We start from the raw sequence: 24631 nt of genomic DNA on the forward strand, positions 1-24631 counted from the left end.
CAAAAGGAATTTGTAGTGAAAGAAAAAATCCTCTTTATCGACCGCGATGGCACGCTGATTGTTGAGCCACCTGTAGATTTTCAGGTCGACCGCCTCGACAAACTCAAGCTTGAACCTTTCGTGATCCCTGCCCTGCTGGCACTGCAAGACGCTGGTTACAAGCTGGTGATGGTGACCAACCAAGATGGTCTAGGCACCGACAGCTACCCACAGGAAGACTTCGACGCCCCACACAACATGATGATGGAGATTTTCGAATCTCAGGGCGTGAAATTTGCTGACGTTTTGATTTGCCCGCACTTCGACCACGAAGATTGTAGCTGCCGCAAGCCAAAACTTGGTTTGGTTAAAGACTACCTCCAGCAAGGCCGTGTGGATTTCAAAACCTCTGCCGTGATTGGCGACCGTCAGACCGACCTGCAGCTTGCTGAAAACATGGCAGTCCGCGGTATTCAATACAACCCGGAAACCATGGGCTGGCAGCAAATCCTTAAGGATTTGACCACAAACCCTCGCGTGGCAACAGTTGTTCGTACCACCAAAGAAACGGACATCCGTATCACGGTGAACCTCGATGAAACTGGCGGCAATAAGATCAGCACAGGACTTGGTTTCTTCGACCACATGCTGGATCAAATCGCGACCCACGGTGGCTTCCGTATGGAAGTGGCAGTTGATGGCGACCTGCACATCGACGATCACCACACCGTAGAAGACACGGCGCTGGCGCTGGGTCAGGCGTTGAAAGAAGCGCTGGGTGACAAACGCGGTATTGGCCGTTTCGGTTTCAGTCTGCCAATGGATGAGTGTCTGGCGCAATGCGCGCTGGATTTGTCTGGCCGCCCATACCTCAAGTTCGAAGCGACCTTCTCTCAGGACAAGGTTGGAGATCTTTCAACTGAAATGGTCGAGCACTTCTTCCGCTCACTGACTGACACCATGGCGTGTACCCTGCACCTTTCATCAGATGGCGACAATACGCACCACATCGTGGAAAGCCTGTTCAAAGCCTATGGCCGCACATTGCGTCAGGCGATTCGCGTAGAAGGTAACGAGCTGCCAAGCAGCAAAGGGGTGCTGTAATGAGCGATGCAAAGATTGTCATCATCGACACGGGTTGTGCAAACGTCAGCTCTGTGCGTTTTGCGATTGAGCGCCTCGGTTACGATGTCACGATCAGCCGCGACCCAGACGTTGTGCTGGCAGCAGATAAACTCTTCCTACCGGGTGTAGGCACCGCGTCCGAGGCGATGAAAAACCTGGAAGAGCGCGACCTGATTTCGCTGGTACGCGAAGTAAAGCAGCCTCTTCTCGGCATTTGCCTTGGTATGCAGCTTCTGGGCAAATCCTCACAGGAAGGCAAAGAGCAGGTGAACTGCCTAGGCCACGTTGATGCCGACACCAGCTTGATGGAAACCGGCGAGTTGCCGCTTCCCCACATGGGTTGGAACACGGTCACCCCAGTGAACAATCACCCGCTGTTTAAAGACATTCCAGAAAACAGTTACTTCTATTTTGTTCACAGTTACGCCATGCCAGTCGGTGACTACACCATTGGTCAGTGCGACTACGGCAAGCCGTTTACCGCAGCAGTGCAAAGTGGCAACTATTACGGTGTGCAATTCCACCCTGAGCGCTCAAGCAAAGCTGGTGCGCAACTGATTAAGAACTTTTTGGAGATGTAATTAAGGATGATCATTCCCGCTTTGGATTTAATCGATGGGCAGGTCGTCCGTCTCTATCAGGGTGACTACGGACAAGTTACCGAATACAAAGTTGACCCAAGCGAACAGTTCGCGATTTACCACAACGCAGGCGCAAACTGGCTGCACTTGGTAGACCTGACCGGAGCAAAAGATACCTCTGCCCGTCAGCTGCCATTGATTGAAAAGCTGATTGCCAGCACACCAGCCAACATCCAAATTGGCGGTGGCGTACGTAAGGAAAGCGACGTGGTTGAGTTGCTGCGAGCCGGCGCAAAACGTGTCGTTATCGGTTCTACTGCTGTTAAGCAGCCTGAGCTGGTTAAAGGCTGGATGGAAAAATACGGCGCAGAGCAAATCGTGCTGGCGCTGGACATCAACATTGATGACAACGGCAATCGCATGGTCGCGGTTTCCGGCTGGCAGGAAGATTCTGGCGTGACTATTGAAGCGCTGCTGGACGACTTTCTTACCGTTGGTCTCAAGCACGTGCTGTGTACTGATATCTCTCGTGACGGCACCTTGGCAGGTTCCAACGTCGATCTATACAAAGACTTGTGTGCGGCGTACCCACAGGTTCAGTTCCAGTCTTCTGGCGGTATCGGTTCTCTGGCTGACATCGAAGCGCTGAAAGGCACAGGCGTCGCAGGCGTTATCGTTGGCCGTGCGTTGCTGGACGGCAAGTTCACTGCAGAGGAGGCATTCGCATGCTGGCAAGAAGGATAATCCCATGTCTTGATGTTCGCGATGGTCAGGTGGTGAAAGGCGTTCAGTTCCGTAACCACGAAATCATCGGCGATATCGTCCCGCTGGCCGCACGTTACGCGGCAGAAGGCGCAGACGAACTGGTGTTTTACGATATCACCGCATCCAGTGATGGCCGCGTGGTAGACAAAAGCTGGGTCGCGCGTGTGGCAGAAGTCATCGACATTCCATTCTGTGTCGCTGGCGGTATTAAAACCGCAGAGGACGCTAAGCGCATTCTGGAATTCGGTGCAGATAAAATTTCCATCAACTCCCCTGCGTTGGCCAATCCAGAACTCATCACCGAGCTTGCGGAGAAATTCGGCGTGCAATGTATCGTGGTCGGTATCGACTCCTACTACGACAAAGACACAGGCAAGTATCAGGTTTATCAGTTCACGGGTGATGAAACCCGCACTAAGGCGACCCAATGGGAAACACGCGACTGGGTACAGGAAGTGCAAAAACGTGGCGCTGGTGAAATCGTGCTGAACATGATGAACCAGGATGGCGTGCGCAACGGCTACGACCTTGAGCAATTAAACATGGTCCGCGAAGTGTGCCACGTTCCACTGATTGCTTCGGGCGGCGCAGGTGAAATGGTGCACTTTGCCGAAGCTTACAAGAAAGCGAATGTTGACGGTGCATTGGCAGCGTCTGTATTCCATAAGCAGATCATCAACATTGGTGAACTGAAACAATACTTAAAACAACAAGACGTGGAGATCCGCTTATGAGCCAGACACAATCAAACGCGGCGCTCGCTGAAAGCATCGACTGGGAAAAAGTCGACGGTTTGGTGCCAGCCATTGTCCAAAACTCGCAGAGCGGACAGGTTCTGATGATGGGTTACATGAATCAGGACGCGCTGGCCAAAACGCTCGATACCGAGCAAGTGACCTTTTTCTCACGCACCAAGGAGCGTCTTTGGACCAAAGGCGAAACCTCCGGTAACGTGCTGCGTCTCAAGCATATCGCCGTGGACTGCGATAAAGATACCCTGCTGGTGCAAGCCGACCCAATCGGCCCAACCTGTCACCTTGGCACCGAAACCTGCTGGGGAGAAGACGACGCAAACAAACCTGCTCTGGTGTTTCTTCATCAATTGGAGCAGGTCCTGGCTTCCCGTCGAGGATCCGATCCTTCAACGTCTTATACGGCGTCCTTGTATGCCAAGGGCACCAAGCGCATTTCGCAGAAAGTGGGCGAAGAAGGCGTCGAAGTCGCGCTTGCAGCGACGTCGGGCGATAAGGAGGAGCTGATCAACGAGTCTGCAGACCTGATGTACCACTTAATGGTGCTGCTGCAAGACCAAGGCTTCTCGCTCGAAGACGTAGCGAATAAGCTGAAGGAACGTCACAAGTAAGCTTCTCAGCTAATCGCAATAAAAGGCAATTTCGAAAGAGATTGTCTTTTTTTTCGTCATCCAATCACGGTGTAGGCAATTTTCTCCCACCGAAATTGGCGCTATCAGTTAAAATTTCAATCAGATACTGAGACGAATGCTTAAGGATTGAAATGTTTAACGGCAAGTCGATTTTGATCACCGGTGGTACCGGATCATTTGGAAAGAAATACACCAAGACCATCCTTGCGCGTTACAAGCCTAAGCGACTCATCATTCTCTCGCGCGATGAATTAAAGCAATTCGAAATGCAGCAAGAGTTTAATGACCCTTGTATGCGCTATTTTATCGGCGATGTACGCGACGCTGGCCGCATGATGGAAGCCATGAATGGTGTTGATTACGTCATTCACGCAGCCGCTCTCAAGCAGGTTCCTGCCGCCGAATACAACCCGATGGAATGTATCAAGACCAACGTCCATGGTGCAGAAAATATCATCCGCGCAGCCATTGCTAACAAGGTCGAAAAGGTCATCGCCCTTTCTACTGACAAAGCCGCCAGCCCAAATAACCTCTACGGTGCCACCAAGCTTTGTTCAGACAAACTCTTCGTAGCAGCGAACAACATGACTGGTGGCGGACAAACCCGCTTTGCCGTTGTTCGCTATGGCAATGTGGTGGGTTCCCGTGGTTCTGTGGTGCCGTTTTTCAAAAAGCTGGTTGAAGATGGTGCAGATGCACTGCCGATTACCCACCCTGATATGACCCGTTTTTGGATCACCTTGCAGCAAGGCGTCGACTTTGTTCTGAAGAACTTCGAACGCATGCAAGGCGGTGAAATCTTTGTCCCGAAAATCCCATCTGTCCGCTTGATGGACTTAGCCACCGCTTACGGTAATGGTCTACCAGTAAAAGAGATTGGTATTCGCCCGGGCGAGAAAATGCATGAAATCATGTGCCCAAGCGATGACTCTCATCTGACGCTGGAATTTGCTGACCACTATGTAATGCGCCCAACTATCAAATTCTATGCGGCTGATTACGACTATTCGGTGAATCCTCTCGGCGAAAAAGGCGAACCTGTTGCAGCGGGTTTTGAATACCATTCAGGCAGCAACCCGGATTTTCTGAACGTTGAGCAGATCCTGGAATTTGAGCAACAAGCATGATCCCTTACGGCAAACAAAACATTAGCCAAGACGATATCGATGCCGTCGTTGACGCTTTAACGTCTGACTTCATCACTCAAGGGCCGCGCGTTACTCAATTCGAAAACGCTGTCGCCCAAAAAGTCGGGGCGAAACATGCCGTCGCCGTGAACAGTGCGACTTCAGCGCTGCATATCGCTTGCTTGGCACTGGAGCTTGGCAAAGGTCAGCGTCTATGGACGTCTCCCAATACTTTTGTGGCGTCAGCAAACTGTGGTTTGTATTGTGGTGCAGGTGTCGACTTCGTCGATATCGACCCAAGCACCTACAACCTTTGCCCAAAGCGCTTAGCTGAGAAGCTGGAACACGCAAAGCTGACTGACACCCTGCCGCATATTGTGGTCGTCGTACATATGTGCGGCCAAAGCTGCGATATGGAAGCTATCCATCAGCTTTCTGAGCAGTATGGTTTCCGCATCATCGAAGATGCCTCTCACGCCATCGGCGGCAAGTATCAGGATCAGTATGTTGGCAATTGCCAATACAGCGATATCACCGTTTTCAGCTTTCACCCGGTAAAAATCATCACCACCGCAGAGGGTGGCATGGCGCTGACCAACAATCCAGCGCTCGCCAAAGCGATGGAGAATCTTCGCAGCCATGGTGTTACGCGGGATTTGGAATCTTTGGCCGACAGCAACCAAGGTGCCTGGTACTACGAGCAGCAGTCACTGGGTTTCAACTACCGCATGACGGATCTTCAAGCCGCACTGGGAACGTCTCAGCTGGCGAGACTGGATGCTTTTGTAGAGCGCCGACAAGCACTTGCAGACCGCTACACTGAAAAGCTGTCGGCACGGCCACTGATCACACCAACATTACTTCCCGCCAGTAAATCGGCATGGCATTTGTATGTCATCCAGTTAGCGGAACTAGATTGCCGCCGCCGCGTGTTTGATGAACTTCGCGCGAAAGGCATCGGTGTACATGTGCATTACATTCCGGTTCACACCCAACCGTATTACCGCGAGTTGGGATTTGAGTGGGGACAATTCCCTGCTGCAGAAAATTATTATCGAGCTGCGCTCAGCCTGCCTCTTTACTTTGATATGACGGAAGATGAGCAGGACACCGTGATTCAGGCTCTGGCTGACGCGCTGCGCTGAGGACGAAATGAAAGTCTGTATTATTCCTGCCCGTGGCGGCAGCAAACGTATTCCGGGAAAAAACCTCAAAACCTTTATTGGCAAACCAATCATTGCCTATGCCATTGATGTCGCCATAAAGTCTGGCCTGTTTGACCGCATCATTGTCTCGACAGACAGCGAGGATATTGCCGGTGTCGCCAAAGAACATGGAGCAGAGGTGCCTTTCCTTCGTCCTGCAGATATCGCGAATGACCATGCGACAACGCTGGATGTGATCAAACACGCCATCGAATGGCTTCAGGAGAACGATACCCGTCCATTGGGCTCGGTCTGCTGTCTTTATGCCACCGTGCCGTTTACCCGCGTCAGGGATCTGGAAGAAGGTCTGGCGCTACTGGAAAAAGAACAGACCCAATACACTTTCGCCGCCACACGCTTTTCATTCCCCATTCAGCGGAGTATCCGAATGAATGGCGAAGGCAATGTGGAAATGTTCTGGCCTGAGCATTTCTCCACCCGCTCACAGGATTTAGAGACCGCTTATCACGATGCGGGGATGTTTTACTGGGGCAGGCCGGACGCATTCCTTTCCGGCAAACCAATTTTCGCGCCACACTCCAAAGCCGTTCAGATCCCTCATTTCCGAGTTCAGGATATCGATGAACCCGACGATTGGATCCGCGCTGAAATGCTCTATCAAATTCTTGAACAGCGGGGAGAGCTATGAAGGTTGCCATTCGCGTCGATGCCTCCAGTCAGATTGGCACCGGACATATCATGCGCTGTCTGGTGCTGGCAAAAAAGCTGATTGAGCGCGGCCATGAAGTTGTGCTTCTTAGCCGTCCTCTGACAGGCAACCTTATCGATTACAGCAAAGCTCAGGGTGTCGATGTGATTTCTCTGAAAACTATTCAAGAAACCTTCTTACCCGATGCCGGCGATTACAAGCACTGGCTCGGCGTGACACAGGAAGCTGATGCGAACGAATGTTTGACAGCACTGAAAGGGTTTCAGCCAGACTGGATTGTTATGGATCATTATGCGCTCGACCGTGAGTGGCAAGACTTGATGCGTACATCTGGTGCTAGAATCTTTACCATCGACGATCTGGCTAACCGTGAACACAAGTGTGATGTGCTCTTGGACCACAACCCGTGGCCGGATTTTGAAAACCGCTATCATCAGGTTGTGCCCAAGGAATGTACTCAACTTCTGGGACCCAAATTTGGCCTGCTGCGCCCACGCTTTTCCGAGCTTCGCCAACAGCCTCCAGCGCTGAAGAATGTGGTACTGGCTTTTTTCAGTGGCACAGATCCAAGTGGAGAATGCATTAAGCTACTAAACGCCAGCAGACATTTTGATTCACTCCCTTTCCGATTGCATATTGTGCACGGACTGGCGAACCCAAGGAAAGACGAAATTGCGTCGCTGCCTTTACCGGAGTTCGTGACGCTTTCTGAAAACTTGCCCGACTACGAAGCTGAACTTGCCGCCTGCCGATATGCTTTTGGCGGCGCGGGGGTCAGCGCGATAGAACGCGCCAGTCTCGGTGTGCCGGGAACCCTCGTTTCCGTGGCAGAAAACCAACGCCAAATGGCCGAACACCTTGGTGCCAGCGGCCTGTATCGTTACCTTGGTGTCAGCGATAAAACCACCGAGCACGATTACGCCAATGAGCTGAAGTGGCTGGCTGAACATTGGAAGACTTTGCCTTATCGCTTGGAAAAATCAGACATCGACGGCAATGGTGCACAGCGCGTAGCAGAAGTCATGGAAAGTTTTTGCCCGCCAGAAGGGGATAATCAGATGACATTCCGCTCCATGACGACTGAAGACTTCCCCATGGTTCGGGGTTGGCGAAATGACCCTGGCGTTCGCGAAATGATGTTTACTCAACATGAAATCAGCGCTGAGGAGCATGAGCGTTGGTTTGCCAAAGCTTCAACTGACGCCACCAAACAGTTTTTTATTGCACACTCTGAGGGAACGCCAGTTGGCATGGTCTCCTTCACCGATATTGAAAGACAATCAAACACCGCAGAATGGGGGTTTTATAAATCCCCTGAAGCGCCCTCAGGCAATGGCTTTACGCTGTTATCGGAAGCATTGCAGCTAGGCTTTGATAAGTTGGGGCTTGAAGGTATTCGCAGCCGGGTGCTTTGCAGCAATCCAAAAGTCCTTTACCTTCACCACAAGCTTGGCTTTTCAAAGAAAAAGGACACGCAAACACTTATCACAGCAGAGGGGAACAAAGACTATTTTGCTTTCTTCCTTTCACGTGAGGACTGGAACGGTAACACAGCATCATGACCCCGTTTATTACCATCGACGGCCGTAAAATTGGCCCAGATCACAAGCCTTACATCATCGCTGAAATGTCAGCGAACCATAACGGCTCCATCGAACGTGCTTTCCAGACCATCGAAATGGCCAAACGCGCCGGCGCTGATGCAATTAAGATGCAGAGCTACACCGCGGACACCATTACGCTAAATTGCCATTCTGACGAATTCCAAATCAAAGGCGGGCTCTGGGATGGTCGCACTCTTTACGACCTTTACCAAGAAGCCCACACGCCCTTTGAATGGCACAAGCCGCTGTTTGATAAAGCGCACGACGTGGGTATTACCCTGTTCAGCACGCCATTTGATTTTACAGCGGTGGATTTGCTGGAAGATCTCAATGCACCCGCGTACAAGATAGCGTCGTTTGAAGCAGTCGATTTACCGCTTATCCGTTATGTGGCGCAAACCGGAAAACCGATGATCATCTCCACTGGCATGGCTAACGGTGATGAAATTGCCGAAGCGGTAGCGACTGCCCGTGACAATGGTTGTGAGCAACTGGTACTTCTTCATTGCATCAGCGCCTACCCTGCTCCAGCTTCCCAAAGCCATCTGCGTACCATTCCCGATCTCGCAGAAAAGTTCGGTGTGATAGGCGGTCTGTCTGACCACACATTGGGTACCACAGTGTCTGTTGCGGCTGTTGCGCTCGGCGCGTCCGTTATTGAAAAACACGTCACTCTGAGCCGCAATGAACCAGGCCCAGACTCTACTTTCTCTCTGGAGCCTGATGAATTGACATCGCTCTGTCGGGACACAGAAGCCGCGTGGCAATCGTTGGGACAAGCGGGTTACCAGCTCAAAGAAGCGGAAAAAGGCAATGTGCAATTTCGCCGTTCGCTCTATGTTGCTCAAGACATCAAGAAAGGTGAAACCCTCAATTCAGACAACGTGAGAAGCGTTCGTCCGGGGTTTGGTTTAGCGCCCAAGCACTATGATGCTGTAATGGGACGAATCGCGCTCTCAGATATTCCCGCGGGTACGGCCCTTAATTGGGAACTCATTTCCAAATAACCATTTCCAAACAAGCAACAGTGTTCCAGAGACTCTGTTGCTTAGTTCTGGCTCCAAATATGAAGCTTTCATGACATACCTTTTTTCCTATTGACTCCTGCTTTGATGAAATTAACATATGGATATTCGCATATGGAGATATTCAAATGTTACCTCATCAGTTTTTCAAACTGCTCGCAGATGAAACCCGCGTGAGATGTTTATTGCTCATCGCGCGGGAAGAAAAAATCTGCGTGGGCGAGCTAACGGAAGCACTCAACGAGAGCCAGCCAAAGATCTCCCGACACTTGGCACAACTTCGCTCAAGTGGCGTGATTTTGGATACCCGCCAAGGTCAGTGGGTGTTTTACCGTCTGTCTGACCAACTTCCCGGTTGGATGCGCAAACAAATTCAAGGGCTGGTCGATTCGAACTGCCTTAAACAAGAATACCAGCAAGATATCCAGCGTCTCTCGGAGATGAAATCTCGCCCAGAGTGCTGTGTTTAGAGGAAAATTGAGATGTCTATTAAAGTAGGAATTAATGGTTTTGGCCGTATCGGCCGTCTGGCACTTCGCGCCGCATTCGACTGGCCTGAACTTGAGTTTGTTCAAATCAACGATGTCGCTGGCGATACAGCAACTCTGGCTCATCTTCTGGAGTTCGACTCTGTTCAGGGCCGCTGGCATCACGAAGTCACCAACGATGGCGATGCCATGCTGATCAATGGCAAAACCATCCGCACGACACAGCAAAAGAACATCAGTGATATCGACTGGTCAGGCTGTGACGTTGTTATCGAAGCAACGGGTGTACACCGTAAATCCGAGTTTCTGAATCAATACCTGGAGCAAGGCGTTAAACGCGTTGTTGTCTCTGCACCCGTGAAAAAAGATGGCGTTGCCAACATTGTTGTGGGCGTCAATGACAACATCTTCGACCCAGAAATCCACCGTATCGTGACTGCGGCATCGTGCACCACCAACTGTATCGCTCCTGTAGTGAAAGTGATTCACGAGAAGCTGGGTATCGAGCAATCTGCTTTCACGACGATTCACGATCTCACCAACACCCAAACCATTCTGGATGCGCCTCACAAAGACCTTCGTCGTGCGCGCGCCTGTGGCATGAGTTTGATCCCAACCACCACAGGTTCTGCGAAAGCTATCGTTGAAATCTTCCCTGAGCTGGAAGGTAAAATTAACGGTCATGCAGTCCGTGTTCCGCTGGCGAATGCCTCTCTGACTGACATCATCTTCGATGTGAAGCGCGACACTACCGCAGAAGAAGTGAATGCCCTGCTTAAAGAAGCGTCTGAAGGCGAGCTGAAAGGTATTCTTGGCTTTGAAGAGCGTCCACTGGTGTCTATCGATTACAAAGGCGACCAGCGTTCTACCATCGTTGATGCCCTCTCTACTATGGTTGTTGGCAAGCGCATGGTGAAAGTCTACGCCTGGTATGACAACGAAATGGGCTACGCTACGCGCACCGCAGAGTTGGTTCGCAAAGTAGGCTTGGCATAAACATAAAAGAGATATCAAGAGCTGCAAACGCAGCTCTTTTTTGGGCGAGTTGTTATGCTGTCTCAATTAAATTCCCACGTTCGCCAGTACATGCTGGTGACATTCAATTACTGGAATTTCACCATCACCGACGGTGCACTGCGCATGTTGGTGGTGCTTTATTTTTATGACCTGGGTTACTCCAGTCTGGAAATCGCTTCACTCTTTCTTTTCTATGAATTCTTTGGTGTGGTGACCAACCTGGTTGGCGGTTGGCTCGGCGCAAGGTTGGGTCTCAACCGAACGATGAACATTGGTCTCGGCATGCAAATTGTCGCGCTCGCCATGCTGGCGGTCCCGACAGCTTGGCTCAGTATTCCTTGGGTAATGGCAGCGCAAGCCATGTCCGGTATTGCCAAAGACCTCAATAAAATGAGCGCAAAGAGCTCAATAAAAACGCTGGTTCCTGAAGATGCACAGGGCGCACTCTACAAGTGGATTGCGATCCTTACTGGTTCTAAGAACGCATTGAAAGGTGCCGGTTTCTTCTTGGGTGGCGCGCTGCTTTCCCTGATTGGCTTCCAGTACGCCGTTGCTGCGATGGCAGGTGTCTTGTTGCTGGTATTTATTGGCAGCCTGCTGTTCCTGAAGTCAGACATGGGCAAGGCAAAAACCAAGCCTAAGTTTTCAGAGATTTTCTCGAAATCCAGCAGTGTAAATATTCTGTCCGCTGCACGTATGTTCCTGTTTGGTGCCCGTGATGTCTGGTTTGTGATTGCACTGCCCATCTACCTTGGCACCACCTTTGGCTGGGATCACAGTGCCGTCGGCGCATTTCTGGCGACTTGGGTCATTGGCTATGGCTTTATTCAGGGGATTGCTCCGAAAATCACGGGCAAAGCTTCTGGTAAAACGCCGGATGGCAAAGCCGCGATTTATTGGGCGCTGTTGCTTTCTGTCGTCACCGGAATCATCGCCGTCAGCGTTCAACAACAGTGGCATCCGGAAACCGTTATCATTGTTGGCTTGATGGTGTTCGGTGCGGTGTTCGCGGTGAACTCGTCACTGCACTCTTACCTGATTGTCAGTTATGCCAAAGGTGACGGCGTTTCGCTGGATGTGGGTTTCTATTACATGGCGAACGCGATGGGACGCTTGATTGGCACCATTCTCTCGGGGTGGGTATTCCAGATCTGGGGATTCGCAGCGTGTCTCTGGGTGTCTTTCGCTTTCCTCGCAACAACCACAGTGATTTCGTTTTGGCTGCCTACGGCCAAAAACGAGTCTGTCACCTAGGGGCTGTTGACCTTTGCAATCAACACAAAAAAGCCCGCACTTGCGGGCTTTCGTTTACTTGCCTAAACGTCAGGTACTTCGTTGCTCTTTCGCTTCTGTCGTTTGAGCACTGCTTTGGCCTTGTACTTCATCCAGCCAAAGCTTGTGGTGTTGCTTCGCCCAACTTTCATCCACGTAGCCTGTTGCCATCCCTTCAAGCGCACCTTCAGTACCCACTGTACCGATGTAGATATGCCCTAACGCCGCTGCGAACAGGCCCAAAGAAGCAATGCCATGGAGCAGGTTTGCTATCTGCATATCTTCACGGGTTTGACCAAAGAGTGGGAAATCCATCACCAGACCAGTAATACAGACCACCACACCAACGGTTGCCAGCAGCCAGAACCAGATCTTCTCGCCACCATTACAAAAACCTGCATCCGGGTGTTTACCGTTTGGCAGAATACCACCGCCCTGCTTGAACCATTCAATGTCCACTTTGTTGATGAAATTGTTCTTCATCCACTTCACCAACATACAAAGCAGTCCGAGCACAAACAGCGGACCCAGATAATTATGCGACACTTTAGCCGCATAGATAATGCTGCCCCAAACTGCTTCAGGCGCCACAGGTTTAATAAAGTGCTTACCGTATAGCAAGAGCACCCCACTGAACCCCAAGATCAGGAAGTTGATGGCGGTAAACCAATGCATGGCGCGCTCAAACGGTGTCCAGCGCATCACCTTTTTGCCAGTGCGCTTGTGTGTTAGTTCAATACGCCCGGCCCACAGGTAAAACAACAACAAGCTGCCTGCAGATGCGCCAAGGAAAATCAAACCAAGCGGACTGATCCATTCATTACGAATTTGACGCCAGCGCTCTCCGTTTACATTGATAAGCTGACCCGCCTCTGCACCCGATGCCGTAGTATAGCCCGAGCCACCAGCACGAAGTTCTTTCCAAAACTCAGCACCTGCCAACTGCACCATTTCTTTCTGGGGGTCCGCCTTTGAGCCTTCTTCAGCAAGGCCAAACGGGGACCAGACACTTGCTATCACCATTAGCATGGCGAGCAATGTTCTAAACATATTTTTCCTCCCGATACTGCGGAGCAAATGCCCCGCAGTCTCTCATGCTAATCAGCTTTTGGTGGCGTCGTAGGCGAGGTCGTCGCCGTTCGTCCAACCTGCGCCTTTCGCACCGCGCTCTATAACGCGCTGGCGGAAGATGGCAGACACTTTTTCCGCATCACCGGCAAGCAGTGCCTTGGTAGAACAAAGCTCCGCACAAAGTGGAAGCTTACCTTCAGCTATACGGTTCGCGCCGTACTTCTCGCGCTCTGCCGCAGAACCATCAGGCTCGGGACCACCTGCACAGAAGGTACATTTATCCATTTTGCCGCGTTCACCAAATGCGGAAGTTTTCGGGAACTGAGGCGCACCGAACGGACAAGCAAACAGGCAGTAACCACAACCGATACAGGTATCTTTGTTATGCAGGACGATGCCATCTTCCGTTCTGTAGAAACAGTCTGCGGGGCAAACTGCCATACAAGGTGCGTCCGTACAGTGCATACAGGCAACAGAGATGGAATTCTCACCCGGTTCACCGTCGTTCAGAGTTACCACTCGGCGGCGCTGGGTACCCCAGGTTACCGCGTCGTCGTTTGCGTTCTTACACGCCGTGACACAGCCGTTACACTCAATGCAGCGTTTGGTGTCACATAGAAATTTCATATTAGCCATAACGTCTGCTCCTTTACGCTGCGCTTATCTTACAAAGAGTGACTTTGGTTTCCTGCATCAGGGTAACCGGGTCATAACCATAGGTCGTGGCGGTATTCGCCGCTTCACCTACCACGTAAGGGTCAGCACCATCAGGATATTTAGGACGCAGATCTTTGCCTTCGAACTTACCGCCGAAGTGGAATGGCATAAATGCCATTCCCTCTTTCACACGACGCGTGACCATGGCTTTCACTTTCACGCGGCCCTTTTCTGCACCTTCAACCCAGACGTCTTCTCCATCTTTAATATTCAGGTTGTTTGCATCAACCGGATTCACTTCCACAAACATTTCCTGTTGAAGCTCGGCAAGCCAAGGGTTGGAGCGCGTTTCTTCACCACCACCTTCGTATTCCACCAATCGGCCGGAAGTCAGAATGATGGGGTACTCGCCGGAAACATCTTGATCCTGAATGGATTTATATAGCGTTGGCAGACGGTAGATATCGGCTTTGTCATCCCAAGTCGGATAGTCAGCCACCAAATCGCGGCGTGGCGTGTAAAGCGGCTCACGGTGCAGTGGCACGCGGTCTGGGAAGGTCCAGACAATTGCACGGGCTTTCGCGTTACCAAATGGCATACAGCCATGGGCAATTGCCACACGCTGGATACCGCCAGACAAGTCGGTCTTCCAATTTTTACCTTCAGCAGCCGCTTTCTCTTCTGCGGTCAGATCGTCCCACCAGCCAAGCTGCTTAAGCATCTTGTCGGTGAACTCTGGATAGCCGTCTTCCAGCTCACAGCCTTTCGAGTAGCTATCAACGGCCAGCAGGCTTTCTCCTTCAAATTCGACACCGAAACGTGCACGGAAGTTACCGCCTCCTTTCGCCACTTCTTTCGACGTGTCGTAAAGAATATGGGTGCCTGGGTGCTTCATTTCCGGAGTGCCCCAACAAGGCCAAGGCAGACCATAGGTTTCACCGTTAACAGGACCACCTTCTGCTTCCAGCGAGGTTTTATGGAAGGTATGCCAGTTTTGCTGGTGCGCTTTAATGCGCTCTGGGCTTTGGCCTGTGTAGCCAATCGTCCACATGCCCCGGTTGAATTCACGGGTAATGTCTTCAACGCTTGGCTCGTCATTCTGGACCGCGATGTTTTTGAACAGCTGATCGGAGAAACCGAGTTTCTTCGACAGCAAGTACATAATGGTGTGGTCTGGCTTGGAATCGAACAGCGGCTCAATCACCTGATCTCGCCATTGCAGTGAACGGTTAGACGCTGTTACTGAGCCGTAGGTTTCAAATTGCGTGGTCGAAGGGAGCAGATAGATACCATCTTTACGGTCGTTCATGACTGCCGCGACCGTTGGGTATGGGTCGACAATGACCATCATATCCAGCTGTTCCATGGCTTTTTTCATCTCTGGGCCACGGGTTTGGGAGTTCACGGCGTGACCCCAGTAGAACATGGCGCGAATGTTTTCTTTCTGTGCCATTTTCTCTGGGTCTTCCAATACACCATCCACCCAGCGGGAGACCGGAATGCCATTGGTATTCATCGGTTTTGAACCGTTGTAGGAGTTTGGATCAAAGCGACCCTGCACCCACTCTAGATCCACATCCCAGACTTTTGACCAGTGTTTCCACGCGCCGTCTGAAAGGCCGTAGTAACCCGGCAGTGTGTGTGAAAGCACACCGAGATCGGTCGCACCCTGCACGTTGTCGTGACCACGGAAAATGTTCGCGCCGCCACCGGATCTACCAATATTGCCGAGTGCCAATTCCAGTACACAGTATGCGCGGGTGTTGTTGTTACCTGTGGTGTGCTGGGTACCCCCCATACACCAGACGACAGAACCCGGACGGTTCTCAGACAGAATTTTTGCCGCTTTATACATGTCATCACGGTTGATGCCAGCGACGCGTTCCACCTCTTCCGGTGGCCATTTCGCGACTTCTTCGCGAATTTCATCCATACCGAATACACGTTGACGGATGAACTCTTTGTCTTCCCAGCCATTGTCAAAGATATGCCACAGAAGACCCCAGATAAACGCGATATCTGTACCTGGGCGCAGAGATACATAGTGGTCGCCTTTCGCGGCAGTGCGGGTACGGCGTGGGTCGGCTACCACAATCTTACAGCCGTTTTTCTCTTTCGCGATGAGGATATGCTGCATCGCGACAGGGTGTGCTTCGGCAGGGTTAGACCCAACAAAAAGGATCGACTTACAGTTGTGCATGTCGTTAAAGGAGTTGGTCATCGCACCGTAACCCCAGGTATTCGCTACCCCTGCTACCGTGGTGGAGTGACAAATACGCGCCTGATGGTCGACATTGTTGGTGCCCCAAAGCGATGCCATTTTGCGGAATAGGTAGGCCTGCTCGTTGCTGTGCTTGGCTGACCCCAGAAAGTAAACCGAATCCGGGCCCGCTTGCTTTCGAATTTCCAGACACTTATCGCCAATCTCATTGATGGCAGTATCCCAACTGATTTTCTGCCATTTGCCATCCACCAGCTTCATTGGGTATTTCAAACGGCGTTCACCGTGGCCATGTTCACGAAGGGCTGCACCTTTCGCACAGTGACCACCAGCATTAAATGGGTGGTCGAAGGCGGGTTCCTGACCGACCCAAACACCATCTTGCACTTCGGCATAGACACCACAGCCCACAGAGCAATGCGAACAGATGGTACGCTTTTGTTCTACCGGTTTATTCGGATCGACATCTTTTGCTTCGGCTTTTTTCATCATGCCCGGTGCAAACATGCCAGCAGCGGCAATACCACCCGCCGTTGCCAGCGTGGAATTGCGCATAAAGGTACGGCGGGAGACACCCAGCTGCTTTTCATCCTTGCTGACGGCGTCAGAGCGTTTCGTCAATTTCATCGTCTTACTCCATCTGCTGGGTTAGAGGGAATCGTAGTAATCGCGGATGTGTTGCGTTTCGCGATAGCCCGAGGTTTCTTCCTGCTCCGGTGTTTTCACCGTAACTTCTGCTTGCGCAGCACCGCTGACGGTTGAAGCAGCAGCGCCAGCCGCAGCAGCCACACCCAGTCCCTTCAGGAACTGACGGCGCGACCCATCTGGCTTTCCGGTTTCTTTCTTGTTTTCTGACATCACATTGCTCCTTGTACTTTTTGTCAGCGCTTTGTGCCGCTTTCCTGCTGTGCGGTATTACCAAGGGCGCTGGGTAAAGCTTATTTTCTCTATCGTTAGAAACTGATTGACGAGCTCAGCCACTGCGGTATAAAACACAGCAGCTTCTGCGCGTTTGGTGTCGTCACACAGGCCTTCAAACCAAGGCGCGATGTGGCGGTTGAAAAACGTTTTCTGTTCCTGAACATCACCTTCTTCCACCAGCATGGCCATGACTTCCAGTAAAGCGGCGATATGATCTTCAGGTTCTTTGGTGTCCTGTTGGCGTTCAAAACCCAGACGACGAAGATCCTGACGCAGCGACACCAGTGGCAACTCCATCAGCGAACCAGTGAGATACCAGGAACCGAAAGGCATCACCTCTCCACGGCCTACACCGATAAACAAAAGCTGGTATTCATCAGCAGCCTGAATCGGCGTCGTCTTACTGGCGGAAAGTTTCAGGACAGACCAAGCTGCTGCCATGCCGGGAGATTGCTCATCCCCTTCCACTTCCAACGTGGCCAGCCAGTTGAGCGCATCCTGATCGGGCGCTTGCCTGAAAAGATGTGCCAGTAAGTTGTAAATGTTCTGGCGAATCTGGTTTTCTTCGTTAGTGACGTCTTCGATGTTGATAGTCTCTTGCATAGCCATATCCGCTTCCTTACACCTTCATCTGCTTGTCCGGGTTATCCATCATGTCAGCGACAATGTCGCGAACCCGGCAGTCTTCGCACATGGAGAGGCGCTTGATGGCGTCTTCCTGGAAGTGGCTGTGGTTTTGCAGTTTTTCGACCAACATATTGATCATGGAGGCGGGCGCGAAAGGTTTACCGCAGCTGATGCACTCCGCGGCTTCCTCTTCATAAACAGTGTCACGTTGCTGACGCGATTCTGTATCCCAGTTAAAACGAGGCTCCAGTGTGAGGACAGATTCAGGGCAACTGGATTCACAAAGGCCACACTGCACACAATCCTGCTCTCGGAAGGTCATGCCTGGGCGAGAACCAATGGAAGAAAGCGCCTCAGTTGGACATACCGCCACACAACCCATACAAAGGGTGCAATCATCGGTGTTGACGTTAACGCGACCGTAAGGTGCACTTTGAGGCACAGGTGTAGTTGTAAGGTTTTGAGCAGATTGCGCAGCCAACAGATCCAACGCTGCACTCAGTTTCTCGCGCTTGGTACCAGTGAGCTTCTCTGTATGAGAGAGCAGCGCATTGGAGTATTGAGTGAGTGACGAAAGTGAGTCGGCAGCTTTCAACGCAATGCGGTCTGGTTCGATATTGAGGTCACTAAGGAAGGAAGCAGATACCGCAAGTTCCTGCTCCAGCACATGACGTGTTTTAGCGTGAAGGTTTGGCGCCATGGCCAGTATCACCTGAGAAGCACCGTAAACCAATGCACTCAGCCATGTGTCCAAACCCACGGAAGCCAGCTCTTCCAGTCGGACTGGAATGGTGTTGTTTGGCAACATTGACATGGCATCAACCAAAGCGTCTTCATCCGCTTCGGCGTAGAAAAGAATTGCTGGAGTCTCACCACCTTGTTGACGATAACCTTGAATCAGGTCGAAGACAAAATGCTGGGTATTTTCCGGATCAGGTAAGGCATAACTGATGGCTTCTGTCGGACATGCCGTTGCACATGAGCCCATCCCCTGACACAAGTAGGGATTGATGGTGATGGTTTGATTGAGCGAGCTCAGTGCGTCGGCAGGACAGGCGTCAATGCAGCGTGTGCAGCCTTCAAGTCCGCGAGATGCATGAGCACAACGCTCATTGTCCAAACGGAAAAATTTAGGCTTGTCGAAGGTTCCTACCGTTTCAGATATCGCCGCTAACGCTTCTTCTGCAGACACCAAGCCGCGCCCGGCAGCGTGATATCCCAAAGGAGGCAATTGGGCTGCATGGATACCGTTTTCAGTGAGATCGATGATTAGATCAAAATGCTCCCGCCCGACAGCAATTTGCGCCAGATTTTGCAGCGTTCCGTTTCGCTTCAAAGTGACTTGAAAAGCCCCTAAGAAACCTTCGATGCTCACGTCACTGCCATAGAACAATGCAAGACCCTCTGAAGGGTTCGATAACGTCGCGCCCGCTTCATTGCAAAGAAGCACAACGCGGTCACAGATATCAACTGCGATTGATTGACTGAAAGTAGACAATGCTTCAGCAGTTCCCACAACGAGAGCAAGCCCACGGCTTTCAAAGCTCACCGTAGGCGGGATAAGGTTTCCTAACGTGACTGTGCTTTTCAGTGCATGCAGTCTGGCCAATCCGTTGGTATCTGTTTGTTTTTCTAGATACTGATTGAGTGTTGTTGTGTTATTTTCCGTCGACATATTCTCAATTGCTGTTGTCTGTGTAGCCATAAACACCTGCGTCCCTAGCCGGCAAACGGCGTTAATCTGCTTCAATGCGAGAGTTCTTCAAGGCTGGCTTTACAACGTTTAGCGTTGCTGAACAGGGGTTTAGCTACGTCTTCGAGTAAGACACTTCTGTTACAGCAAGTAGCGAACCAGCTTTGAAGGAAGAAAAATGACCTAAACGGAGTCAGGATCCGTCCAAATTCTTATCCACACTTTCTATTGGGACATTTTGTCCCTCCGCATGAGACAAATTGTCCCCTAATTCCTCATGGGTACTTTTTGTCTCACCTTCTGGTAATTCCTTGAGACTGTCCTCATTAACCGATTGATCGCTTGGGGTTTCCTGAGCCAACGCTTCGTCTTCCGGCTTCTCCTCTGTCGCTTCTTCCAGCTTTTCCTTGGTCCACTTTCTTAAGGATTCAGCCACTTCCGCACTGAGGTTGGCAGTTTTGGAATAATCGAGGTCATAGTCGTTCATGCCATCAAGCACGTTGTAAGCATCACTGTGGAATAGCTTGCGAAGCGCCGCTTTCTTCACCTGTGAGGACACACCCTTCGCCAGGAATGCTGCAGCGGAATCCCCTTCTTTCAGGCGCTCAACATCGTCCATCGAAGGCGGGGGAAGCTCTGATTCTTCAGGCTCAGCCACAGCCTCGGAAACCACCAGTTCGGCATCGTCCTCAATCAGCTCAGTCTCTGGCGGCTTTTCATCTTCGGCGCTGTTTTGTTCCTGCTTTCGCTTGGACCAACGGTGCAAAAAGGAATCAGTTGCCACTCGCCCTCCCCGCGCCTTTGCGCTTCTTCTTACGTACTTCGAGGAGCTCGCCATGACGACCAATAAAGGCTTCCATCCAGGCCTGAACAGGCAATGGCATAGGCACCGACTGCACCAGATAATCGCCATCCATAAAGCTGGCTGCGTTGGTCTGCGATGCTGTAACTTTCAGGGGTTTTAGGGATTCATCGTCTTCGACTTCGAAGATGAAAAACAGGTGGGGATCACGGGAACTGAGGTTAAACCGATAGTCCGTGCGTTCGTCTTTAAATAGCTCTAAAGGCAAGGAAATCTGTTCCCCTGAACACTCTTCCTCCGTTCGGGGCAGGTTCAGGTTCGCGATAGACCAGCGCTTGGTTTTCCAGCGACCGACATCAACCTCTGTGGCTTCCAGGTCAAATTGCATTAGCCAGTATTGAGGGTCTTTTATTATTTTCGTCACACATCACTCCTTGAGGTTCCAGGCTTCAAAAACGCTACCGCAGGCACGCAGAAGTCTGGTTTTCTAACCCCATGAAGCAAAACACATACCAGCGACCGGATTGCTCTGCTGGCTTGGAACGGGAATTGCTAACTTTGCTGATGATGTTCAGTTTTCGTGTCTCTTACACACCCAAAAGGAAGCCGGGTAAATGACCCAACCAAAAATTATTCAAACCCAGACCGACATTCCTCAAACCATTGATGTGACCGTGTTCGACGAGTATGGCGAACCCATGACCAAGCAAATTGCCTGCGAACGCGCCTTGACGGTTTATCTCAACTGGAAGGAAATCGTGACCCTGATGACCTTGGGTGCCCGCCCGGACATGCTGGTATTGGGGTATCTCAAAAACCAAGGGTTGATTAACGATGCCGACGCGCTGGATTCAGTGATCATCGATTGGGAAACCCAATCCGCTGCTGTGGTCACGGCAGAGCAAAATGACGATATCGACGAGACGCTTTCCAAGAAAACCGTCACCTCGGGATGCGGTCAAGGCACCATGTTTGGCAACGTGATGAAAAAGCTCGAAGACCTGAAACTGCCAGAGCACCGCATTACCCAATCTTCCCTGTATGGCCTGCTGGAAGCGCTCACTCACCATAATGACACCTACAAAGCGGCAGGCGCTGTTCACGGTTGTGCGGTATGTAAAGGCACAGAAATTCTCTCTTTCGTCGAAGATATTGGTCGTCACAATGCGGTCGATACCCTGACGGGCGAGATGTGGCTGAAAGGTGAAACTGGCGAAGATAAAGTCTTCTACACCACAGGGCGGTTGACGTCAGAGATGGTGATTAAGGTGGCGCAAATGGGTATCCCTGTGCTGCTCTCCCGCTCGGGCGTGACACAGATGGGTTATGACCTTGCCAGACAGCTTGGCATTACCATGATTGCCCGCGCTAAAGGCCAACGTTTTCAGGTCTTCAATGGCGCAGAGAACATCGCCTTCGATGTAAAAGGTGGATCAGATGAGTGAATTTCCGGAGTTCATGAATGCCCGTCAGGTTGCGGAGTATCTCGATCTGAACGAAAAGAAGGTCTATAGCCTGGCCAATGACGGCGTGCTACCTGCCACCAAGGTTACAGGTAAATGGCTGTTTCCTAAGAGTCTCCTTGACCGTTGGCTGCTGGAATCCAGCCACAACGGTGTATTCAGCGACAGACTTTTAATTGCAGGCTCTGATGACCCTTTGCTGCAACACATTGTGAGCAAAATGGCGAACGCCTTGGGAAGCACGGCATTGGTGGGCTACACCGCCACAGGCACCAAACAGGGTTTGTCGATGCTGGAAAAAGGCCACGTCGATATCTGTGCCATTCACTGGGGAAATGCCGAGGAAGCCAAGCTCCGTCACCCCGCACTTATCCAACAATATGCCGGACACAAAAACTGGGTATTACTCCATGCTTTCGAGCGCCAACAAGGTCTGATTGTTCGCCCTGATCTCGCCGAGCAATTGAACGACCCGCACCATTTCACGGGAAAAGAATGGCGATGGGCTGGCCGTCAAGGTGGCGCTGGCAGTGCTCGGGCGATGGAAGAATGGCTATTTAGAAACGGTATTACCACTGACATGCTCAATACGGTCAGTGTCTGTCTGAATGAGCGGGAATTAGGCTCTGCGATTGCGCGGGGGGCGGCTGACATTGGGTTTGGTAGCCAAAGTGCCGCGGGAGAATTTGGCCTCGCTTTTCATCCCATTGCCAATGAAGCCTTTGAATTGGTCATCCCGAAAAACATCTATTTCCGCTCTTTGGTTCAACAGCTAATGCAACATCTGGATGACGAGGAGATCGTCAAACAAAGTGAGCAGTTCGGCGGTTACAACCTTCAACATGCTGGTAAACAAATGTGGGCAGCTGGCTAAGCGCCCACATATTTAGCCTTACTCCATCACCTGCAGCGAAGTGATTTCATCATCGGCCTGAATCTTCTCTCGAAGATAAAGGGTAAACGTGGTGCCCTCGCCAAGCTCAGATTCCACCTTAATCTCCCCGCCCAAACCGCTGACGATGCCATGGGTTACCGCAAGCCCAAGCCCAGTTCCTGAACGGCGCGTGGTGAAGAATGGGTCGAAGATTTTGGTGAGGTTTTCATTGGCAATGCCGCAGCCAAAGTCCTGCACAGAAATGATCGCTCCGATGGGATTACCGTTCTCATCTAACCAATCAGAAGAACGCACCACCAGCTTCCCTTTGTCATTCATGGCATGGACGCCATTCATCTGCAGATTCACCAGTACCTGCAAAAGCTGATGGCGGTTAATCTCCACACAGCATTTGGCATTGAGCTCTGTTACGACTTCCACATCTGATTTCTTGGTTCCTGATCGAACCAAAGTGACACTCTCTTCAATCACTGGATTGACGTGTTGCCAAGTGATTTCGTCCTGTACTCCACCCTGGCGGCTGTATTGAAGCAAGCTCCGGGTGATATTACGAATACGGTCAATTTGCTCCAAAACCGCACTCATTTCTTCGGACACCAACGTCGCGTTTTTGCCCAGCTCGTATTCCATCAACTCAATGTTGCCAAGGATCACCGCAGTCGGATTATTGATTTCATGGGCAATCCCCGCGGTCAGCTCACCCAGAGCAGCAAGCTTCTCGTTTAGTAGCAGCTTGCTTCGGGTTTGCTCTAACAAGGCGATGTTCTGGCGGAGCTCTTCGGTGGTTTCATGAAGACTGGCTGTACGCTCTTTAACTTTGTCTTCCAGCTCTAAAGCATTCTGGCGAATAGCTTCATTTTGCTGTTTGAGCTGGTCGAGCATGGTATCGAACTGACGGGCAAGAATCGCGAGTTCATGCTGCGGGTCTAGCCCCAACTTGCCAATGCGTGCGTCCTGATCGAAGCGCACCAGACGTACGACACGGTGAATACGCTCTATGGGCCGGAACAAGTCTTTAGCGCCGCGATACACTAATAGCCCCGTCACAAACAACGTGGCGAGAATACCGAAGCCTAATTCCACCAAGTTGGTGAGGTAACGGGAGATCAACGGCCATTCGAGATAACCGGTGTAAAGCATGCCTATCACCCGGTTATTGAAGTCTCGGATGGGCTTGTAGGCAGATATATACCAAGCATCGTAAACATAAGCCCGATTAACCCACACATCGCCATTTTCTAGCACTGACTTTCGCACTTCATCCGACACGCGGGTACCGATGGCGCGGCCAAATTTGTTATCGGAATCGAGAGGCACATTAGTACTGACACGGATGTCGTCCATAAACAGGGTGACGGTACCCACGCTGGCATCGGGCAAGGTGCCATCAGGGAATACCAAATCGCGGATCCTATCCACCAGCTCTGTACTGTTATTCAGCAATATGCCGCCATCAATGATCCACTCTAATTCGCCCGCCTCGTTGAAAAGAGGGAGTAAGCTTCGGCTGATCAAACCTCGGGACTCAATCACCTGCTCATTAAGAAGCGGAATCTCTGCACGTGAAGATAAGTCCGGCGTAATTGCTTCCAGTTCAATGTCCGACATCACCTGAAAGAAAGTGCGCTCGCGGCCTTCAATCAGTGGTTTTCGTAGGCTTTGCGGTAGTCTGTCTATTTCGTTGGCTGGGTAAACCGCAAGGAAATCAACATCATATTTCCCCGCTCTTGATTGCGCCCAGGAAAAGATACCCTCAGGGTCACGTTCAATCTGCATTTGGAAGTCATAAGAGCCCGCAATGGCGTTCAAATGCAGCCGCTGTTCGCGCTGCAACACTTCCATACTATTGCTCGCAACGGCAAGGTCAGCATTGACCCCGGCGAGCGCACTTTTCCAAGAGTATGCCAGCGTCCAGTACATGGTAAGAGCAATCAGCGCAAGCAGAGTAATAATGATAGGAACAGACGTCAGCACCAAGAGGCGATAACGCACCATAGTACGAAAACGCTGTCGCCATTGAGTGAACCATTTCATCCGTT

The 24631-nt window shown here is 51.3% G+C and carries 24 protein-coding genes; 15 read left to right on the plus strand and 9 right to left on the minus strand.

Going from position 1 to position 24631, the window contains the following annotated elements:
• Positions 1-15: 15 nt before the first annotated feature.
• The 13 genes from hisB to arsJ all read left to right on the plus strand — a co-directional run bounded on the left by hisB (position 16) and on the right by arsJ (position 12224).
• Positions 16-1083: a bifunctional histidinol-phosphatase/imidazoleglycerol-phosphate dehydratase HisB gene (hisB, locus tag GCE9029_RS08515; RefSeq protein ID WP_062662601.1), complete on the plus strand. Its 1068-nt coding sequence runs from the start codon at positions 16-18 to the stop codon at positions 1081-1083.
• Positions 1083-1685, plus strand: a complete 603-nt coding sequence (hisH, locus tag GCE9029_RS08520) for an imidazole glycerol phosphate synthase subunit HisH (RefSeq protein ID WP_062662602.1) — start codon at positions 1083-1085, stop codon at positions 1683-1685. The genes hisB and hisH overlap by 1 nt, the downstream gene beginning before the upstream one ends.
• A 6-nt stretch (positions 1686-1691) precedes the next feature.
• Complete coding sequence (gene hisA / locus GCE9029_RS08525; protein ID WP_002542149.1) at positions 1692-2429, plus strand: 1-(5-phosphoribosyl)-5-[(5-phosphoribosylamino)methylideneamino]imidazole-4-carboxamide isomerase; 738 nt, start codon at positions 1692-1694, stop codon at positions 2427-2429.
• Positions 2411-3184 carry an imidazole glycerol phosphate synthase subunit HisF gene (hisF, locus tag GCE9029_RS08530; RefSeq protein WP_046305799.1) on the plus strand — a complete coding sequence of 258 codons (774 nt, stop codon included), beginning with the start codon at positions 2411-2413 and terminating at the stop codon, positions 3182-3184. Before hisA ends, hisF begins: the two co-directional genes overlap by 19 nt.
• The gene (hisIE, locus tag GCE9029_RS08535; protein WP_046305797.1) at positions 3181-3813 is read left to right on the plus strand and encodes a bifunctional phosphoribosyl-AMP cyclohydrolase/phosphoribosyl-ATP diphosphatase HisIE; all 633 of its coding nucleotides are present in this window, start codon (positions 3181-3183) and stop codon (positions 3811-3813) included. Before hisF ends, hisIE begins: the two co-directional genes overlap by 4 nt.
• Before the next feature lie 152 nt (positions 3814-3965).
• On the plus strand, positions 3966-4961 hold the full coding sequence (gene pseB / locus GCE9029_RS08540) for a UDP-N-acetylglucosamine 4,6-dehydratase (inverting) (protein WP_062662604.1): 996 nt from the start codon (positions 3966-3968) through the stop codon (positions 4959-4961).
• Complete coding sequence (gene pseC, locus GCE9029_RS08545; RefSeq protein ID WP_062662606.1) at positions 4958-6106, plus strand: UDP-4-amino-4,6-dideoxy-N-acetyl-beta-L-altrosamine transaminase; 1149 nt, start codon at positions 4958-4960, stop codon at positions 6104-6106. Before pseB ends, pseC begins: the two co-directional genes overlap by 4 nt.
• A 7-nt stretch (positions 6107-6113) precedes the next feature.
• Positions 6114-6815 (plus strand): pseudaminic acid cytidylyltransferase, encoded by a 702-nt coding sequence (gene pseF / locus GCE9029_RS08550; RefSeq protein WP_062662608.1) that lies wholly within the window; start codon positions 6114-6116, stop codon positions 6813-6815.
• Positions 6812-8398: a UDP-2,4-diacetamido-2,4,6-trideoxy-beta-L-altropyranose hydrolase gene (pseG, locus tag GCE9029_RS08555; protein WP_062662610.1), complete on the plus strand. Its 1587-nt coding sequence runs from the start codon at positions 6812-6814 to the stop codon at positions 8396-8398. The genes pseF and pseG overlap by 4 nt, the downstream gene beginning before the upstream one ends.
• Positions 8395-9447, plus strand: coding sequence for a pseudaminic acid synthase (gene pseI / locus GCE9029_RS08560; protein ID WP_062662612.1), 1053 nt, complete (start codon positions 8395-8397; stop codon positions 9445-9447). The genes pseG and pseI overlap by 4 nt, the downstream gene beginning before the upstream one ends.
• Positions 9448-9593: 146 nt before the next feature.
• Positions 9594-9935 (plus strand): metalloregulator ArsR/SmtB family transcription factor, encoded by a 342-nt coding sequence (locus GCE9029_RS08565; protein WP_002542138.1) that lies wholly within the window; start codon positions 9594-9596, stop codon positions 9933-9935.
• 12 nt (positions 9936-9947) lie between these two features.
• Positions 9948-10949, plus strand: a complete 1002-nt coding sequence (locus GCE9029_RS08570; protein ID WP_062662613.1) for an ArsJ-associated glyceraldehyde-3-phosphate dehydrogenase — start codon at positions 9948-9950, stop codon at positions 10947-10949.
• Between the two features lie 54 nt (positions 10950-11003).
• Positions 11004-12224, plus strand: a complete 1221-nt coding sequence (arsJ, locus tag GCE9029_RS08575) for an organoarsenical effux MFS transporter ArsJ (protein ID WP_062662615.1) — start codon at positions 11004-11006, stop codon at positions 12222-12224.
• A 69-nt stretch (positions 12225-12293) separates the two neighbouring features.
• Here arsJ and GCE9029_RS08580 read toward each other — a convergent pair whose 3' ends face one another.
• From GCE9029_RS08580 to GCE9029_RS08615, 8 genes are all read right to left on the minus strand, one after another.
• Positions 12294-13292 carry a formate dehydrogenase subunit gamma gene (locus GCE9029_RS08580; RefSeq protein ID WP_062662617.1) on the minus strand — a complete coding sequence of 333 codons (999 nt, stop codon included), beginning with the start codon at positions 13290-13292 and terminating at the stop codon, positions 12294-12296.
• A gap of 51 nt (positions 13293-13343) precedes the next feature.
• Positions 13344-13949, minus strand: coding sequence for a formate dehydrogenase FDH3 subunit beta (fdh3B, locus tag GCE9029_RS08585; protein WP_062662619.1), 606 nt, complete (start codon positions 13947-13949; stop codon positions 13344-13346).
• A 13-nt stretch (positions 13950-13962) separates the two neighbouring features.
• Positions 13963-16818: a formate dehydrogenase subunit alpha gene (locus GCE9029_RS08590; protein WP_062662621.1), complete on the minus strand. Its 2856-nt coding sequence runs from the start codon at positions 16816-16818 to the stop codon at positions 13963-13965.
• Between the two features lie 21 nt (positions 16819-16839).
• Entirely contained in the window at positions 16840-17049 is a 210-nt protein-coding gene (locus GCE9029_RS08595) for a twin-arginine translocation signal domain-containing protein (protein WP_062662623.1), read from the minus strand.
• A gap of 57 nt (positions 17050-17106) precedes the next feature.
• Positions 17107-17721 (minus strand): TorD/DmsD family molecular chaperone, encoded by a 615-nt coding sequence (locus tag GCE9029_RS08600; protein ID WP_062662625.1) that lies wholly within the window; start codon positions 17719-17721, stop codon positions 17107-17109.
• Between the two features lie 10 nt (positions 17722-17731).
• On the minus strand, positions 17732-19444 hold the full coding sequence (locus GCE9029_RS08605; RefSeq protein WP_438356855.1) for a 4Fe-4S binding protein: 1713 nt from the start codon (positions 19442-19444) through the stop codon (positions 17732-17734).
• A gap of 181 nt (positions 19445-19625) precedes the next feature.
• On the minus strand, positions 19626-20216 hold the full coding sequence (locus tag GCE9029_RS08610; RefSeq protein WP_062662627.1) for a DUF3306 domain-containing protein: 591 nt from the start codon (positions 20214-20216) through the stop codon (positions 19626-19628).
• Complete coding sequence (locus GCE9029_RS08615; RefSeq protein ID WP_062662628.1) at positions 20206-20658, minus strand: DUF3305 domain-containing protein; 453 nt, start codon at positions 20656-20658, stop codon at positions 20206-20208. The genes GCE9029_RS08610 and GCE9029_RS08615 overlap by 11 nt, the downstream gene beginning before the upstream one ends.
• 190 nt (positions 20659-20848) lie before the next feature.
• Here GCE9029_RS08615 and GCE9029_RS08620 point away from each other — a divergent pair, with 190 nt between their 5' ends.
• Both GCE9029_RS08620 and GCE9029_RS08625 read left to right on the plus strand, forming a co-directional pair.
• Positions 20849-21679 (plus strand): formate dehydrogenase accessory sulfurtransferase FdhD, encoded by an 831-nt coding sequence (locus tag GCE9029_RS08620; protein ID WP_062662630.1) that lies wholly within the window; start codon positions 20849-20851, stop codon positions 21677-21679.
• A complete protein-coding gene (locus GCE9029_RS08625) occupies positions 21672-22571 on the plus strand; it encodes a substrate-binding domain-containing protein (RefSeq protein WP_062662632.1) in 900 nt (299 codons plus the stop codon). Before GCE9029_RS08620 ends, GCE9029_RS08625 begins: the two co-directional genes overlap by 8 nt.
• An 18-nt stretch (positions 22572-22589) precedes the next feature.
• On the opposite strand, the gene GCE9029_RS08630 is transcribed toward GCE9029_RS08625, so the two are convergent.
• Positions 22590-24626 (minus strand): sensor histidine kinase, encoded by a 2037-nt coding sequence (locus GCE9029_RS08630; protein ID WP_062662634.1) that lies wholly within the window; start codon positions 24624-24626, stop codon positions 22590-22592.
• Between the last annotated feature and the right edge of the window lie 5 nt (positions 24627-24631).

The sequence above is a fragment of the Grimontia celer genome, assembly GCF_900055185.1.
Classification (GTDB): Bacteria; Pseudomonadota; Gammaproteobacteria; order Enterobacterales; family Vibrionaceae; genus Enterovibrio; species Enterovibrio celer.

Excerpts from the sequence above, each read along its gene's own strand:
- pseC (WP_062662606.1), top strand. The coding sequence starts at position 4,958 with ATGATCCCTTACGGCAAACAAAACATTAGCCAAGACGATATCGATGCC.
- GCE9029_RS08625 (WP_062662632.1), top strand. The coding sequence starts at position 21,672 with ATGAGTGAATTTCCGGAGTTCATGAATGCCCGTCAGGTTGCGGAGTAT.
- pseB (WP_062662604.1), top strand. The coding sequence starts at position 3,966 with ATGTTTAACGGCAAGTCGATTTTGATCACCGGTGGTACCGGATCATTT.
- pseG (WP_062662610.1), top strand. The coding sequence starts at position 6,812 with ATGAAGGTTGCCATTCGCGTCGATGCCTCCAGTCAGATTGGCACCGGA.
- GCE9029_RS08590 (WP_062662621.1), bottom strand. The coding sequence starts at position 16,818 with ATGAAATTGACGAAACGCTCTGACGCCGTCAGCAAGGATGAAAAGCAG.
- GCE9029_RS08595 (WP_062662623.1), bottom strand. The coding sequence starts at position 17,049 with ATGTCAGAAAACAAGAAAGAAACCGGAAAGCCAGATGGGTCGCGCCGT.
- GCE9029_RS08600 (WP_062662625.1), bottom strand. The coding sequence starts at position 17,721 with ATGGCTATGCAAGAGACTATCAACATCGAAGACGTCACTAACGAAGAA.
- GCE9029_RS08570 (WP_062662613.1), top strand. The coding sequence starts at position 9,948 with ATGTCTATTAAAGTAGGAATTAATGGTTTTGGCCGTATCGGCCGTCTG.
- GCE9029_RS08630 (WP_062662634.1), bottom strand. The coding sequence starts at position 24,626 with ATGAAATGGTTCACTCAATGGCGACAGCGTTTTCGTACTATGGTGCGT.
- pseI (WP_062662612.1), top strand. The coding sequence starts at position 8,395 with ATGACCCCGTTTATTACCATCGACGGCCGTAAAATTGGCCCAGATCAC.
- GCE9029_RS08565 (WP_002542138.1), top strand. The coding sequence starts at position 9,594 with ATGTTACCTCATCAGTTTTTCAAACTGCTCGCAGATGAAACCCGCGTG.
- arsJ (WP_062662615.1), top strand. The coding sequence starts at position 11,004 with ATGCTGTCTCAATTAAATTCCCACGTTCGCCAGTACATGCTGGTGACA.
- hisA (WP_002542149.1), top strand. The coding sequence starts at position 1,692 with ATGATCATTCCCGCTTTGGATTTAATCGATGGGCAGGTCGTCCGTCTC.
- GCE9029_RS08605 (WP_438356855.1), bottom strand. The coding sequence starts at position 19,444 with ATGGCTACACAGACAACAGCAATTGAGAATATGTCGACGGAAAATAAC.
- hisIE (WP_046305797.1), top strand. The coding sequence starts at position 3,181 with ATGAGCCAGACACAATCAAACGCGGCGCTCGCTGAAAGCATCGACTGG.
- GCE9029_RS08580 (WP_062662617.1), bottom strand. The coding sequence starts at position 13,292 with ATGTTTAGAACATTGCTCGCCATGCTAATGGTGATAGCAAGTGTCTGG.
- fdh3B (WP_062662619.1), bottom strand. The coding sequence starts at position 13,949 with ATGGCTAATATGAAATTTCTATGTGACACCAAACGCTGCATTGAGTGT.
- hisH (WP_062662602.1), top strand. The coding sequence starts at position 1,083 with ATGAGCGATGCAAAGATTGTCATCATCGACACGGGTTGTGCAAACGTC.
- hisF (WP_046305799.1), top strand. The coding sequence starts at position 2,411 with ATGCTGGCAAGAAGGATAATCCCATGTCTTGATGTTCGCGATGGTCAG.
- GCE9029_RS08620 (WP_062662630.1), top strand. The coding sequence starts at position 20,849 with ATGACCCAACCAAAAATTATTCAAACCCAGACCGACATTCCTCAAACC.
- pseF (WP_062662608.1), top strand. The coding sequence starts at position 6,114 with ATGAAAGTCTGTATTATTCCTGCCCGTGGCGGCAGCAAACGTATTCCG.